Annotated in this window: 8 protein-coding genes; 2 read left to right on the forward strand and 6 right to left on the reverse strand. The window is 36.1% G+C overall.

The genetic code is table 11. The features are described 5' to 3' along the window. Window positions 1–26 precede the first annotated feature (26 nt). Window positions 27–1,469, reverse strand: coding sequence for a LysM peptidoglycan-binding domain-containing protein (locus PL77_RS00915; RefSeq protein ID WP_044200731.1), 1,443 nt, complete (start codon window positions 1,467–1,469; stop codon window positions 27–29). 207 nt (window positions 1,470–1,676) lie between these two features. Between PL77_RS00915 and PL77_RS00920 the strand changes: the two genes are divergently transcribed. Next, window positions 1,677–2,156: a glutathione peroxidase gene (locus PL77_RS00920; protein ID WP_044200732.1), complete on the forward strand. Its 480-nt coding sequence runs from the start codon at window positions 1,677–1,679 to the stop codon at window positions 2,154–2,156. Between the two features lie 121 nt (window positions 2,157–2,277). Here the strand turns inward: PL77_RS00920 and PL77_RS00925 are convergent, their stop codons facing one another. From PL77_RS00925 to PL77_RS00945, 5 genes are all read right to left on the reverse strand, one after another. Next, window positions 2,278–4,518 carry a GH92 family glycosyl hydrolase gene (locus PL77_RS00925; protein ID WP_044201019.1) on the reverse strand — a complete coding sequence of 747 codons (2,241 nt, stop codon included), beginning with the start codon at window positions 4,516–4,518 and terminating at the stop codon, window positions 2,278–2,280. 63 nt (window positions 4,519–4,581) lie between these two features. Continuing rightward, a complete protein-coding gene (locus tag PL77_RS00930) occupies window positions 4,582–7,626 on the reverse strand; it encodes a GH92 family glycosyl hydrolase (protein WP_044200734.1) in 3,045 nt (1,014 codons plus the stop codon). 44 nt (window positions 7,627–7,670) lie between these two features. Next, window positions 7,671–9,863, reverse strand: a complete 2,193-nt coding sequence (locus PL77_RS00935) for a beta-N-acetylhexosaminidase (RefSeq protein WP_052444069.1) — start codon at window positions 9,861–9,863, stop codon at window positions 7,671–7,673. A gap of 128 nt (window positions 9,864–9,991) precedes the next feature. Beyond that, on the reverse strand, window positions 9,992–12,217 hold the full coding sequence (locus PL77_RS00940) for a GH92 family glycosyl hydrolase (RefSeq protein WP_044200735.1): 2,226 nt from the start codon (window positions 12,215–12,217) through the stop codon (window positions 9,992–9,994). 56 nt (window positions 12,218–12,273) lie between these two features. Continuing rightward, the gene (locus tag PL77_RS00945; RefSeq protein ID WP_052444070.1) at window positions 12,274–13,254 is read right to left on the reverse strand and encodes an isoaspartyl peptidase/L-asparaginase family protein; all 981 of its coding nucleotides are present in this window, start codon (window positions 13,252–13,254) and stop codon (window positions 12,274–12,276) included. A gap of 470 nt (window positions 13,255–13,724) precedes the next feature. On the opposite strand from PL77_RS00945, the gene PL77_RS00950 reads away from it, so the two are divergent. Beyond that, window positions 13,725–16,643: a two-component regulator propeller domain-containing protein gene (locus tag PL77_RS00950; protein WP_044200737.1), complete on the forward strand. Its 2,919-nt coding sequence runs from the start codon at window positions 13,725–13,727 to the stop codon at window positions 16,641–16,643. Window positions 16,644–16,721 lie beyond the last annotated feature (78 nt).

A 16,721-nucleotide genomic window follows, 5' to 3' on the forward strand; every position in this document is an offset into this window, starting at 1 on the left:
TCTTTTTTATTGATATGGATATAATTTTATTGTCTGATATAAACTCTTAATTCCTGTCCTGGATGAATCACATCAGATGACAATTCATTCAGTTTTCTGATGTCTTCCGGTTGTATATCATATTTATTGGAAATAGTACCAATACTTTCTCCAGGTAAAATCTTGTGATCAAAAAACAGTGCTGGAATTCCAACTTTCACTGTTTCATTATTTTTAAAAATACGATCCATTGAAATTGACTTTCCTTCAGCATCTAATACTTTCTTCTCAGGAACTTTATAATGGTTGGCAATGCTGATTACGGTTTCTCCGGCTTTGCTTTTATGTTTGATCCAAAAGTCTTCTTTTTTATTATCGTTCATCGCTGAAATCTGCCCCATAATAAATCCGCTCAATTGCGTCAGTCTTTTTTCTTGGGCAGGAGTGAATTCATTTGTTCTTTCAGCTTGTTCAATCATCGTCACCCCTTCTTTCAGCTTGGCCATACCGTATTCGTAATTTCTGAGGTCAGCCATTTGCTTTAAAACATCTGCTTCAAGTTTTTTAAAAAACACGTCCGATTCTGTCAGTACCTCGTCAGCAGCAGATGTTGTTTGCTCTGTTTCGTCAGTAGCTAAGACTGATGAATTTCCAGAAAAGGAAAGAATGAAGCTAAAAATGGTCGATATAAATAGGCCCAAAATAAAAGAGAATGAGCCAATAATCGTATATCTAATTTTATTTTTTTTCGACAAGCCTCTTCTCCTGTTAACCGGGCCAGACTTTCTTTTTAATCTTGTGGTTGAAGGAGCTACCTCTACCGTTTTATCCTCTTTTTCAGGAGTAGGTTGCGTACGCTTTAATTCCTCATCAATCAATTCTACTCTCTTTTGAGCATTGGTCACTCCTACTTCGGCTGCACGAGCAAAGAATTGTCTTGCTTGATCAATGTTTCTGAAAGTACCCATTCCTTTCTCGCACATATCGCCTAATAGATACAATGTTTCTCCATCCAAAAGAAGATCATCTGCATAATCATAAGCAATAGCCTTAAAAGTCTCGTCATACAATTCCTGCTTGTAAAGACTCTTGATATCAAGTAATTTTTGTGTGCGATCCAGCTCTGGTAATTTCAAAGCAAAAAGAAGATCTTTTTCATGCTGTCTCAATGCTTCTTCATCCTTTTCATTGATAATAAGCTCTACCTTCTCTTGAATTTCTTCGGAGTAATTATCCAACATACGGATCGTATATTGAATAGAACCAAAAACATAAGTATCGGAATTTTCTGAAGTCCCTTCAAAAGAAAAAGTGGCTCCAGCTTCAAATGAATCAACAGGTTCTTTCGCTATTATTCTTGGAGAAAGATCGGAGATAACGAGTACAGCATCTTCCTCTAATTTACCGTAGAAAACTTTACATCTATCACCAATTACAATTGGAGTTTCTCGATTAAATTGATAGCGTTCTTGAAGTTCCTGAATTGTCATAAACAAAAAAGTTGAATCTATTTAAGGAGTAATTATTTACAATAATCTAATCTATGAAAATTATCGTTATCATGTATGAAAATACACATTTTTTAAAAACATTCCCCCCATTTATATGTTATTCTAAACAAATGATTGATTATTCACTTTTATATAATCATCTTTAATTTACATTACATATTAAATCAACATTCCAACGTTAAAAAAATGAGTACACCTTTTTATGACTTCTCTGCTAAGAATACTTTGGGCGAAGATATTGCGATGAGTGATTTCGAAGGAAAAACGGTATTGGTCGTTAATACGGCAACACAATGCGGTTTAACTCCTCAGTTTCATGGACTAGAAGAACTCTACCAAAAATACAAAGATCAAGGTTTAGTGATCATTGGTTTTCCGTGTAATCAGTTTGCAAGTCAAGAACCAGTAGAGAATAAAGACATGGTTTCTACTTGTCAATTAAACTATGGAGTAACGTTCCCATTAACAGCAAAAGTGAATGTCAATGGATCAGACGCTCACCCCATTTTCAAGTTTTTGAAAAAAGAATTACCCGGAACGCTCATCAATGCGATCAAATGGAATTTTACAAAGTTCTTAATTGATAAAAATGGAAATCCAGTAAAGCGTTTTGCTCCAAATACTGAACCTCAAAAAATCGAAGGTGATATTTTGAAAGTATTATAGATTTTAATTTGATATCAGACGTTATTTTGAAATTAAACAGATAGCGATCTGAGATTATTTCATATAAAAAAGCCAAGGCTGAATGACCTTGACTTTTTTTTATACACTTTGCAGCGGTGCTCTATTTTGTAGTAAAGATGATTTCCTTAGCTCCCACTAAATCTTTGTGAGAAATAAAGTACCCTTTCTTCGTTTTTCCATTCACTTTGATGGATTGAATATGGTTTGTATTTCCACCTTCTTTTTTAATGACAAGCTCATCAGTTCCCCAAACATCGTTATCTAGTTTGATCGTCACCTTATCAAAAGCTGGAGTAGTTAAAGCATATTGAGGTGTTGATGGAGCGTCTGGGTAGAAGCCCATCATAGAGAAAACTACCCAAGCTGACATCGTTCCTGTATCATCGTTTCCGGCAATACCGTCAGGCTTGTTGGTGAAATATTTCTCTCTTAATTCAATTACCTTGTCTTGTGTCTTGTATTCTTTTCCTTTGATGTAGTTGTAAGCGTAAGGATATGCCATATCAGGCTCATTGGCCATATCAAATTGATCTTTTTCGAAGATCTCATCTAAACGATTGACGAAAGCTTTGCTGCCGCCAAACTGCTTTACTAAACCAGGAATATCATATTGTACCATTAGGTTGTATTGGTAAGCATTCCCTTCTACGTACCCAATATTGTGCTCAAAATTCGCACCGTGTGCTGGATCAAATGGTTCGTGCCATTTACCATCCATGTGTTTTGGTCTTAAGAAGTTCGACTCTTTGTCAAACATCTTTTTATAACCCATTGAACGGTTATAGAACTCTTTGTACTTTTCTTGATCACCCAATTCTTTTGCAAACTGAGCAATGCTCCAATCCGCCACCGTGTATTCTAATGTTGTAGAAACTGAACCCCAAAGTTTATCTTCTAATTCATCTTCTACAGGAACATAACCGTATTTGATGTAATTGTCTACACATGGTCTTACCGGGTTCCCTCCTTCAACAGGGTAAGCTGATTTTAGAATGGCTTCAAATGCTTTCTGCTCATCAAAACCTCTTAGTCCTCTTAAATAAGTATCTGCTACGACGATTGCGGCAGGGTCACCTACCATTGTAAATGTTTCTGTTCCGTTTAATTCCCACTTTGGTAACCAACCTGTTTCATCATAAATATCCAACATGGTATTGACCATATTCAATTGTTGTTCTGGATAAACAAGCGTCATTAATTGGTGCAAGTTTCTGTACGTATCCCAAAGACTGAAAACAGTATAACGTTCACCCTCTGTTTTCTTTGTTTTACGCGTTTTTGCTTCAGGATATTCTCCATTTACATCACTCATTACGTTCGGGTGAATCATAGAGTGATAAAGGGCTGTATAAAAAACAGTTTTGTCATCATCAGAACCACCTTCTACTTCAATTCTTGATAATTTTTCATTCCAATTGTCTTTGGCTCTTTTGGCAATTTCATCAAATGAAACGTTTGAAACTTCTTTTTCTAAGTTCTCTCTTGCGTTTTCGATACTTACATAAGAAATACCAATTTTCACTTCTACTTCAGTCGCTACTTCAAAATCATAAGAGAAATAAGCTCCTAATGAATCACCGATTATTGGGTAATAAGCATCTTCAATAATTCTTTGCTGACCATTGTAAGCAGACATCCATTGTGCTTCAATGCCATCAATTTTATTGTGCTGTTGCCAAACACCTGTTCTATCAGCTTTCTTATTTACTTTCATCACGAAGTAAACCGGGTAAATAGTCTTAGGATTATTATAGCAGAAAGACCCTATCATTCTCATTCCTTCGATCTCCTGATCGTTGACTACTTTCACCATTGCACCGCTTTCATTAGAAAGGGCTTGACCTAAGTTCAAAAGTAAATTGGCTTTACCTGCTGGGAATTTATATTTGCTAATCCCTGCTCTTTGTGTCGCTGTCACTTCAGTTGCAACTTGATATTTCTCTAAGAAATTAGAATAATATCCTGCCTTGGCTGTTTCTTTTGAATAAGTTGTCCCGTATTCTGATGGATGAATATTCAAATCGCCTGTGGTTGGCATTACTATAACAGCTCCTAAATCAGGACAACCTACACCGCTTAAATTCACATGGCTATAACCTGTAAAAATGGTATTTTCATAAGCATATGGGAAGGACAACCAATCGCTGTCTTTTTCCATTTTATTGCCTTTGCCTGATGTATTAAAAGGAACTACTGAAACCATACCTCTTGGTGCAATTGCTCCTGGGTTGGTTGCTCCGTAATTTGAAGTTCCGATAAATGGGTTCACATACTCTGTATAATCTTGTGCTAAAAGTGAAGTGCTCAAGAAAAGAGTTAATAAGTAAAATATTTTTTTCATTGCATCTATTTTGAAATTAAGCCCCATGCTTAAGTAATACGCATGGGGCCTTTATAATTGGCTTTATTCAATCACTAATTCATCTGTAAACATCCATGGTGTGTTTCCTGCACCTAAATGCCAAGTTGGTAATTTCTCGAATGGCTCTGCTACCACTTTTACATATTGGTACGTGCCGTTCACTTCTGCCGAGAATCTTGTTACGCTGATCACTGGGTGATCATTTGGCATTTCAACTGTTTGTTGACTTACCTCAGTAAATTCTTTGCCGTCTTTTGAAACGTAGAATGTGATTTTTTGAGGTAAGAATAACCATGAAGAGGTGTTTTCCAAGAAGCCCATAGACAATTGGTGTAATTGTTTTGGCTCACCTAAATCAACAACAGCTTCTAAGTCTTGTCCTGAAACGCCATCCCACTTACCGTCTCTTAAGTTATCTGACGCATATTCTCCATTCAGAATACCCTTATCACCAGCATCATATGAAGCGTTTTTCTCATAGTTGATCGTCAACTTAGGGAATTCTTCACCTGTATTGTAATACGATTTTTTGAAATCAAATTCTGATACTTTGCTTGACGCACCGTGTTCGTTGATTGCAATTGCTTTTACCATTGTTGATTGGTCCAAAGTAAATGCTTCATTGTATTCTGTAGAAGACGCTGAAGGTGTAGAACCATCCAATGTATAGTAAATTTTCACTTCAGGAGTGATGCATTTCAAACCAACTGTAGCAGTTGTATTAAAGATTACTGATTTATTTGTGATTGCCGGGCGGAAAACTTGCTCTTTTACTTCTAATAATTCAGCTTCTTCAGCAGGAGTAATCGCATAAGAAACTGGACGGCTTTCTTTTGCCTCACCCCATGTTGATTTTGAGGCTCCCATTTCAAATGTGATTTTTCCACCTTCTTCAATTTGCTGATGTGTGATAAATGATTTATCAAACGGGTTACCATTTAAAGTTGCACCTTGGATATAAAGATTATTGATGTCGTTGTTTTTCGCTTCAATCACGAAATCGTTTCCATTATCTAAGTGAATGGTTACTTTTGAGAAAATCGGGCTACCAATGATATACTCTCCGTTAGCGGGGTTTACAGGATAAAAGCCCATTGCTGAGAACACGTACCAAGCCGACATCTGACCACAATCTTCATTACCTGAAAGACCATCTCTTTCGGCAGTGTACATTTCATCCATCACCTGACGGATTCTTGCTTGTGTTTTAGAAGGCTGACCTGCATAGTTGTATAAATAAATGGCGTGGTGCGATGGCTCATTACCTTGTGCATACTGTCCAATCAAACCTGTTACATCATGTGCCATATGGTTATCATTTACAGCTTCTTGCTCAAACATTTCGTCTACTTTAGCTACAAAACCAGCGTCACCACCATGCAATTCAATCAGGCCGTTTACGTCTTGTGGAGCAAAGAAGTTATAATGCCATGCATTTCCTTCAGTATATTCACCAGCTCCTAATAAAGAAATATTCATTGGGTCAAAAGGTGTCACCCAGTTACCATATAAATCTTTTCCTCTGATAAAACCTGTTTCTTCATTGAACAATAATTTGTAGTTCAATGCTCTATTGCTATACTTTTTGTAATCTTCTGTTTTACCCAAACGCTTTGCTACTTGAGCTACCGTCCACATATCATAAGCATATTCCACTTGTTTAGAAACGGAGTTCGCTTCTTTTTCCATTGGAATATAACCTTCAGCATTAAACCAGTTCAATCCTCTTCTTGGATCTTCAGCAGCAGCTACTAATGCCTCATATGCTTTTTGTTCATCAAAATTAGTTTGACCTTTTAGCATAGCATCCACAATTACAGGCGCTGAGTGGAATCCAATCATTGTTCCTGTTTCATTAGCAGCTAATTCCCAAACCGGCAACTGACCTGATTGCTCATATTTTGCCAACATTGATTTAATGAAATCATTGTTTTCTTTTGGCGATGTTAACGTAAATAATGGATGCGTTGCACGGAAAGTATCCCATAAAGAGAATAGCGTGTAGTTTGTAAACCCTTCCGCTTTATGAATTTTATGATCCATACCTCTGTACTGATGATCAACGTCCATGAATACGTTTGGAACCGTCATAGAATGGTATAAAGAAGTATAGAAAATAGTACGTTGTACTTGATCACCACCTTCTACTTCAATTTTTGATAATTTCTCATTCCAAGTTAAATCAGCTTGTCTTTTTACAGCCTCAAAGTCGAACCCTTGAGTTTCTGCTTCCATATTTTTACGAGCACCGTCAATTGATACGGAAGAAATGGCTACTTTTACCACAATTTCTTCATCCAATTTTGTATCATAATTGATCACGGCTTTCACATCATCACCTTCCACTTTGGTAGCGTTATTGATCAATTCACCACCTTTTACACCCTGGATCGATTTGAAAGGTTTTGAGAATTGAGCTACAAAATAAATGTACTGATCTCTTGCCCAACCTGATGAACGTCTTAAACCGACAATTTCATTATCTCCATTCACTTGGAACCATGTCTCTCTTGCTGTATCAGAAATACCATGCTTTAGATCTAAGATGATATGTGATGCATCAGACTCTGGGAAAGTGTAACGGTGCACACCTACTCTTGTTGTGGCTGTTAACTCTGCTAATACTTTGTAATCTTCTAAAAATACTGAATAATAACCTGGGTTAGCTTGTTCCTTGACATGCTCAAAACGTGAACGGTATCCTTCATCAGGATTAGCTTTAGAGCCTGGTTCAGTTTTGATCTTACCCACTGTTGGCATTAATAAAATATCTCCATAATCTCCGCCACCTGTTCCTTGCAAGTGGGTATGTGAAAATCCCATAACAGAAGAATCTGAAACGTGATATCCAGAACTCCAGTCCCATCCTTCAACACCTGTATCGGGACTTAACTGTACCATACCAAATGGCACCGTAGCACCAGGGAAGGTATGTCCATGACCACCTGTTCCTATAAACGGATCAACATATTTTGTGTATGAAATAATTTCTGGCTCATCTTGAGCACTACTTGCAACGTTATTTAGATGGGACACACACCCAAAAAGGAGTGGAATCCACAATAAAGAAATGGAGAATCGATTCATTGTTTATTAATAGTAAAGTATATATTGAAGAACCAAGGCAGTTCTTATTGTATGATAATCTCGTCGATAAATAACCAAGCTGGCTTACCTGCCCCCAGATGTCCTTTTGGAAGTGGCCCGCCGTTGGTATAGATAATTTTGATTGATTTGATGGCTTTCGCTTTTGATAAACCTTCCCAATTATAAATTAATACGTCACCATCACTGGAAATGGCGTCCGTTTTAAATTTATTAGCAGATTTATACTTTTTTCCATCTTTAGAATAAAGCACTTCCACCTCCTTTGGAGCCATAATCCAAGACCCCACTTCATCATAAGCACGAAGTTGAATTGCTGAAATCGAGGTTGGTACATCAAAAGTCAATGTGGCTGTTACATCTTCCCCATTGAAGCCTATCCAGCTTTCATCACTGAACTTCGATTCAAAACCTAATCTTCCGTCGATCAAACCTTCTACTCCTGCTTTGTGATAAGGTTTTGAAGGTGCTGTTGATAATTCAATGTTGGCTTGGTTGGCTAAATGCATCACGAAGTTGGAAGAAACAGGATCACCATAAGCTTTTCCATTTCTAAAACCTTGAATGATAATCTTCCCTGTTTCTTTCACTTCTATTGCTTCATTATAATCAACAAACACTTCTGATGAAGGCTTTTTATATTTTAAAGTCACACCCTCTATTAAAGCTTGGGCCTGTACTTTTAATTCTCCAATATGATTCAAAATTTCAACATCCAACACTTTTGAAGATGGACCATATTCTACTCCTTTTGAATCCAAGTATGTATATTCTTTTTCTAATCTTTCAGCGAAATTATCGAAGCCTTGTTTTTGTCCTACCCAAAGCGCTTCAGAGAAAGCAATGATTCTTGGGAAAACCATAAAATCCAAGCGGGCATTATCAGGAATTCTTTCCGTCCAAACTGTACATTCACCACCCAATACATGATGGTGTTTCTCCTTTGCTAAATCTGAAGGTACAGGCTGATAGTTGTACACTTGCTTCACATCCGTCGTCACAATGTCATAATCAAAATAACACATTCCTGTAGGTGATACGATGACATCATTCCCCATTTCAGCAATTTTTCTTACAGCATCTTTATCATGAAAATCTCTCCACAACTGTACTGTTGCGGTTTCCGATAATCCTCCTTCAAGAATCTCATCCCAACCTGTCATTTTCTTTCCATTGGCATTCACCATTTTCTCTACTCTTTTAATAAAGTAGCTTTGCAGTTCGTGTTCGTCTTCTAAACCTTCTGCTTTGATCTTTCCTTGGCATTTCGGACATTCTTTCCATCTTGCTTTAGGGCACTCATCCCCACCTATGTGCATGTATTTTGACGGGAACAATGGCATAATTTCATCCAGAATATTTTGAACAAACTCATAAGTCCTTTCATTACCAGCACATAAAACATCTTCATGGACACCCCATTCTGTTTGTACCTCAAAAGGACCTCCTGTACATGAAAATTCTGGATAAGAAGCCAATGCCGCTACCATATGACCTGGCATATCAATTTCAGGAATTACTTCAATTCCTCTTTTCGTTGCATATGCTACTACTTCTTTGATTTCTTCTTGAGTGTAAAAGCCACCGTATCTTGTTCCGTCTTTTTCAGTTCTGTAAGCTGAGTTCTCTGTTAATTGCGGGTATTGTTTCACTTCAATTCTCCAACCTTGATCCTCAGTCAAGTGCCAATGGAATTTGTTCATTTTATAATGTGCCATTAAATCTAAATACGACTTGATGGTCTCCACATCAAAAAAGTGTCTACTTACATCCAACATCATTCCTCTCCAAGCAAACTTTGGAGCATCATCAATTACAACTGCAGGAACTTCTAAAGTACTTCCTACAAGTTGTAAAAGTGATACAGAACCGTTGATAATACCTTTTGTAGTTTTCGCTTTAAGTTGAATTGAATTTTCGGTTACCGCTAATCGGTACCCTTCCTCCTCTTTTATATCATTAGTTTGAGAAAAGAGAATTGTAGCCTCTTCACTATTTTGCACCACTTGTAATACAATGCCTGTTTGAAACTTTATTTCATTAATGAAATGATTCGTATCAAAATTTTCATCCTCAACAAATAGTGTGGTATTGTTAGATAACTCAAATTGGCCTTCATTCCACTTCACCTCTTGAGGATATGGGATAAGTGTTGGTTTGTTTTGTGCAAAAACAAAACCTTGAACCAAAAGTAATATTGCTAGTAAGTTTAATTTCATTTCAGATTTGTTTAATGGATTAGTTAAGTCTTAGTAGTAGATTTTTAATCATCATCACCCGCAACTGATGCCATGGGTGATGATGATATTTTATAGGACTTTTACTGAAGGTGGCCCTAATTTTTATATTAAATGAACTCTAAAGTTCCTCCTTTCATTAATTCGTTGTGACTGATCTTCCAACCTTTGATTTCCTCTCCATTGAAAAGAACTTTCTTCACTGTTGGCTTAGCATCAGAAACAGTTTTAGCAACAATTTTCAATGTATTACCATTACCCAATTGAACCGTAGCGTTATTGAATAAAGGCGTTCCTAAGTCATACATTGCATTACCTGGGTTTACGGGGTAAATACCAATTGAACTTAAGATAAACCATGATGACATCTGACCGCAATCCTCATTACCACATACGCCGTCAGGTGTTGACTTGTATTGCGTATTCATGATTTCACGGATCAATTTCTGTCCTTTTTCAGGCTTGTTGATGTAGTTGTATAAATAAGCTACGTGGTGACTTGGCTCGTTACCGTGTGCGTATTGACCAATCATACCTGTTGAGAAAATTGGTAACTCATCTTCTGGGGCTGGGTAGTAAGTGAACATTGAATCTAATCTTTGCTCAAAACGATCTGCTCCACCCATTGCGTCAATCAATCCTTCGATGTTTTGTGGTACATAGAAGAAATATTGCCATGCGTTACTTTCGCAGAAATGATCTGTATAATCTTTAGGAAGGAAATCTTTGATAAAGTCACCTTTTCTATCTTTTGGACGCATAAATGAAGATTCCTCATCATATACATGTCTCCAGTTTTCGGCACGTTTCGCGAAGTATTTATAATCGTCCTCTTTTCCTAGTGCTTTCGCAAATTCAGCTATACACCAGTCATCATAAGCGTATTCTAAAGTTTTTGAAACTGACCAGTTTTCGTGATCAAAATTTAACGGCACATAACCTAATTTGATATAATCCGCCATTGCATCTCCTTTCTCATTCATTGCTGAAGCTTTACATGCTTCATATGCTTTTTCAACATCAAAACCTTTGATTCCTTTGAAATAAGCATCAGTAATTACAGGAACAGCGTGGTACCCAATCATCATGTTTGTTTCATTACCTTTCATTGACCATACAGGCAATAAACCTGTTTCGTCATATTGAGAAAGGAATGAGTTAATCATATCTGGTACTCTCTGCGTATGGATCATAGTATACAGCGGGTGTACAGCTCTATAAGTATCCCATAAAGAGAAGGTATCGTATTTTTTATAACCTTTTGCGACGTGATTTTTTTGATCCGCACCTTTGTAAGCACCATCAACATCTGAATGTAAAGTTGGAGCCAATAATGATTGATACATTGCTGTATAGAATACTTTCAAATGCTCCTCATTCATAGAAGAAACTTTGATTTTTTCTAATTCTGTTTCCCAAGTATCCGATGCATCTTTTCTTACTTGATCAAAATCCCAAGTTGTATTTTCAGCCGCTAAGTTCTTTTGAGCTCCTTCAATACTTGATGATGAAAGAGCCACCTTTACTAAGACTTCATTTTTATCATTTGGTGTATCAAAATTGAAATAACCTCTTGTTTTCAAAGCCTGGATCTCATTACCTTCCACTACTTTCATATCATTTCCTTTTACAGAATTCACTAATTGATAAGAAGTGAATGGAACACTGAATTTCGCTACAAAATATTCTTTTTGGACAGGTGCCCATCCTGACGAAAATCTATAACCAACTACTGTTTGATTGTCGATTACTTTCAAATATGTATCTGTAGGACCATCCCAGTTCAAGGCATAACCTAAGTTGATATAAATTTGAGATTTATCGTCCTTCGGGAAAGTATATTTATGAAAACCAGTTCTAGATGTGGCTGTCATTTCAGCGTGGATATCATAATCCAATAGATCTACTGCATAATAACCTGGTTCTGCCTCTTCTTGATCATGTGAAAACAAAGATACAGGACGAACGTTACCATTTTCAGTGATGGTTCTGTCAGATTTACTATTGAAAGGCATCACCAAAATATCGTATAAATCTCCTGCACCTGTACCTGACAAGTGAGTATGAGAAAAACCTGCAATTGTTGAATCTGGCCAGAAATATCCTGCGATTCTATCCCATCCACCATAACCGTTGTCTGGCGAAAGTTGTACCATACCATGAGGAACAGTAGCTCCTGGATAAGTATTACCTGGACCATCTGTCCCAACAAAAGGATTAACGTAATCTGTATATCTTACTTTTTTTGAAGATGTCTGTTCCTTCTCAGAAGAAGTACAAGCACCTAAGAAAGGTAGGATTAATAAAGCTAGTAAGGCTGACCTTAATTTAATCATCGATAAGGGTAGTTATTGTTATAAGTAATTTTGATTTTAGTGAGAATAAGTCAATGCTACCATTCCATTTTGAATTGAGCATCTTCCATTCTATTTCCATTTTCCGTATCTACAATCGCGTAGTTGAATCCATTTCTAATACTGTAACCTCCGTATTCACCATTTTTATTGATGGCCAAGAATCCAACTTGGAGGTTTTCCATACGCGTTTTGTGCGTATCCATAATTCTTTTTACTGCAATCTCACATGCTTCTACAGGTGATTTGCCCATTCTCATATGTTCCACTACCATGGCTGAACCTGCTGTTCTGATCACTGCTTCTCCTAAACCAGTTGCACAAGCGGCTCCAATTTCTCCATCAACAAAAAGTCCTGCACCAATCAAAGGTGAATCACCTACTCTTCCATGCATTTTATAAGCAGCACCTGATGTTGTACAAGCACCTGCAATATGTCCCTTTGCATCAATGGCCAAAGCTCCAATAGTATCGTGGTTTTCAATATTAATCACTGGTTTGTATTCTGATTTTTTCAACCATTCTTCCCAGTCTTTTTTCGATCGCTCTGTTAATAGGTTTTCCTCTTTGAAACCTTCTTTCAATGCGAAAGTTTTCGCTCCTTCACCTACTAACATTGCATGAGGTGTTTTTTCCATTACTAATCGTGCCACAGAAATTGGATGCATGATATTTTCAAGAGCAGCCACCGCACCACATTCATAGTCGTGGTTCATGATACACGCATCTAATGTTACTTTTCCATCACGATCGGGCAATCCTCCATATCCAACACTTCTTTCCTTAGGGTCAGCTTCGGGTACTCTCACACCTGCCTCCACAGCATCCAATGCGGAGCCTCCTTCTTTTAAAATCTCCCAACCTGCTTCATTAGATCCAAAACCATGATTCCAAGTCGATATCATTAAAGGTTTAGATCCTTTTCTCTTTCCTGCAAATGAAAAAGCAGATAATGAAGGTGAAATCATTGCGGCTGAAGTTAATGCCGAAATTTTTAAAAAATCTCTTCTGCTACCCATAGTTTTTAAATAAAAATTGAGGATTTAGTAATTATTTAACGTGTTAAATATACACGTTCAATTGAAATAAACGCACAAACATGCATAAACATGCTTAAACAAATGATATTTATTAACAATAATCACGCAAAAAGAAAGATATTCAATACACTTCAAGTATCATTTGTACTTCAATAAGAGCATCACCGATGTGGCTATTGTTTTCTTGATCGATCATAAGGGATAATCATCACACACTTTTATTTTTGAGGTATTTTTAATGAAAACATAATAAAATACTTTCCTTATTGTATAAATCAATCTTTTCCTAATGTATACACCTCAATTACAACAATTTGCAATTGCATCAAGTAATCTATACCTCTATAGCCCTTGCTAAAGTAAGTCCTATATTATTTGACTATTAACGTTAATAAATGCATATTTAAGAAATATTAAACAATAATAACACTACTACATAAACTCTGAACATGCATCAGCTAACATTGCTTAAGAGTGGCTTTGCTATTCTTCTATGCACACTATTAACGACGCCTTCAGTATTATCGAACAATCTAACACCAGTTAAACTATCCGGATTTACTACCAAACAGGGGTTATCCCAGAACAATGTCAATGCAATTGTTTACGATAAAAATGGTTTTCTATGGATTGGGACTGATGATGGCCTCAATATTTTTGATGGTAATACGTTTAGATCATTCAATGCTTCTGACATCATTACTAATGGTTTAAATTTTAATACGATTCGATGCTTGGCTATTGATCCTAAAGAAAATTATTTATGGATAGGTACCAATGGTGCCCTTGAAAGAATGAACCTGAAAAATAAGCAGGTCAAAAGAATTGTACTTGAAAATAGAGAAGAGGTCGAAGATGTTAAAGGAATTACATGGTCCATTGAAAATGAACAATGGGTCGGTGTTAATAACCTAGGCGTTTTTTACTCTAAGAATCAAGAAAAGTATTTTAAGATTCCAAATAGTAATGTATCCATTAATGCTATTCTATCCTATCAAGGCTACATATTAGTAGGTCATGACCAAGGTATAACCATTTATAATTCAAAAACTCATGATGCTCTTAACGTTCCAGCTTTTAATGAACTCAATGGAAAATCCGTTTTCTCTTTAAAGGCAATTGACAATACGATCTACATTGGTACATCCGAGGGAGATTTATTCAGCGTTGATCAGCATTTTAAGATGAAAAAGCTTTATACTGGCACCAACAAAATAAAATCGATCACGGAAGATAATATCGGAAATATTTGGCTTGGTACAGAGGGAAATGGTATTGTTCGTCTAAAAAAGGAAGAGAACTTTAAACCCTACACTTTACTTCATCACAAATGTACCAATAGAACGATTAATTTCCTGTACTATGGCGCCCACCATAATATATGGATTGGTACTTTCGGAAACGGATTACAACTTTATAATGAAAATGATCCCTTCTTTACATTGAGCGAAGATAAAACGTATGGAAAAGGGCTATCTCATAATAGTGTCACATCGTTTGAGCAATTAAATCAAAATGAAATCCTTATTGGCACTGATGGCGGAGGAGTGGATAAACTCAATATTAAAAATGGGAATATCCAAAATATAATCTCCAATCAATATGTTATTTCACTAAAAAAGGTAGAGGATAAGATTTTGGTGGGTACCTACCAAAGTGGGCTTCGCATATTAAATGATAAAAATATACTATCTCCGTTAGATGCCATTGATCAATTCAATGATGATTTATCTACTGATAATGTCTGGGATATTGAAGAAGATTATTTTGGGAATATTTGGCTAGCGACCACCAATGGTGTAGTAAAATTAAATCTTGACAAGAAAACTTTTATTCGCTTTAAAAATAATCCTTTGGATACTTCATCCATCTCTAATAATGACACACGAAAAATTTACAGGGACATTAAGGGAGATATTTGGATAGGTACTTTTAATGGTTTAAACAGATATGATAAAGAGACCAATACTTTCAAACAGATCCATTTTAAGAGTAGAAAGAATCAGAACATCAATATTAATAATGCCATCATCTCCATTGCGGAAGACGACAAACTAAATTTATGGATTGGTACATTCGGGAATGGGTTATGGAAGTTGGATCGTCAAACGGACTCTTTGTATGCCTCAAGCATCAATGCTCAATTGCCTAATAAAGTAATTTATGCTATTGAAAACGACTCACATGGTGCTTTGTGGTTATCAACTAATCAAGGTATAGCTTCTTATAATCCCAAAGATGAGAGCATAAAAATGTTTACGGAAGAAGATGGTCTTCAAGGAAAACAATTCAATGTGGGAGCATCATTGATGTTAAAAAACAACTTTTTGATCTTTGGTGGTACTGAAGGTTTAAATATCTTCAACCCCACAAAAACAATTTCATTCTTACAAAATATACCAAAGATTAAAGTCAATACCATCACTGTAGTTAGAAATCAATTGATGAACCAAGACATTGATATTTCTCAAGTACGTCAGATTGTGCTTACTCCTGAACAGAGAACATTTTATCTTAATTACTTTGGTCTAGAATACAATTATCAACATAATATTGAGTACGAATACAGACTTCGAAATTTTGAGGAAAACTGGAATCAAACCTTATCTAACTCCTCTATGCTTTATTCTAACCTTCCTAGTGGTACTTATTTCTTTGAGATAAGATGTAGATACAAAAATCAGGTTTGGGGCTCTACTTTAAGTTTTCCAGTTATTTTAGAAGCTTATTATTGGGAAACGCCTCTATTTAAGTTTATCATTTTAGTGCTTCTTCTAGTAGTTGGACTTACGATTTATTACATGTATATCAGAAACTTGAAGCATCAAAAATTAGCATTAAACAGGATTGTACAAGAACGAACGCAAGAACTCCTCAACAAAGAAATAGATATTATTGAAGTTGAAAACCAAAAAGCTCAACTGATTAAAGAGACATTAAAAATTCGGGAGAAAGAATTGACGACACATGTGTTACGTTTAGCACATATGAATTCTTTGGTCTATCAAATTGACAGAAGCCTTGAGGAATTGCAGAAGTCTAATGATCCTATCTCCAAAAGTAAAATCAACAGTATTCGACGTGAAATTAAACAAGCTGAAAATATTGAAAATGATTGGAAAACGTTGAATGGTCTGTTCTCAGAAGTACACCAAAATTTCGCACAAAAATTAAAGGAAAAACACCCCGATTTAACCGAGGGAAATCTTAGGCTTTGTAATCTCATAAAACTCAATATGTCAAGCAAGGATATCGCTGCTATTCTTGGAATATCACTCAATAGTGTGAAAGTGGCTCGAAAAAGACTAAGGAAAAGACTTGAACTTAATATTGATGATAGCTTGGAGGAGTATTTAATGGCTATTTAAACTGGTTTAAATTCTCATTTTTCAATCTCTTTTAAAGCGTTATTCTTTTTGTAAAAATCACATATTGAAAACTTAAGT

The sequence above is a fragment of the Flammeovirga sp. OC4 genome (assembly GCF_000812565.1).
Lineage (GTDB): Bacteria > Bacteroidota > Bacteroidia > Cytophagales > Flammeovirgaceae > Flammeovirga.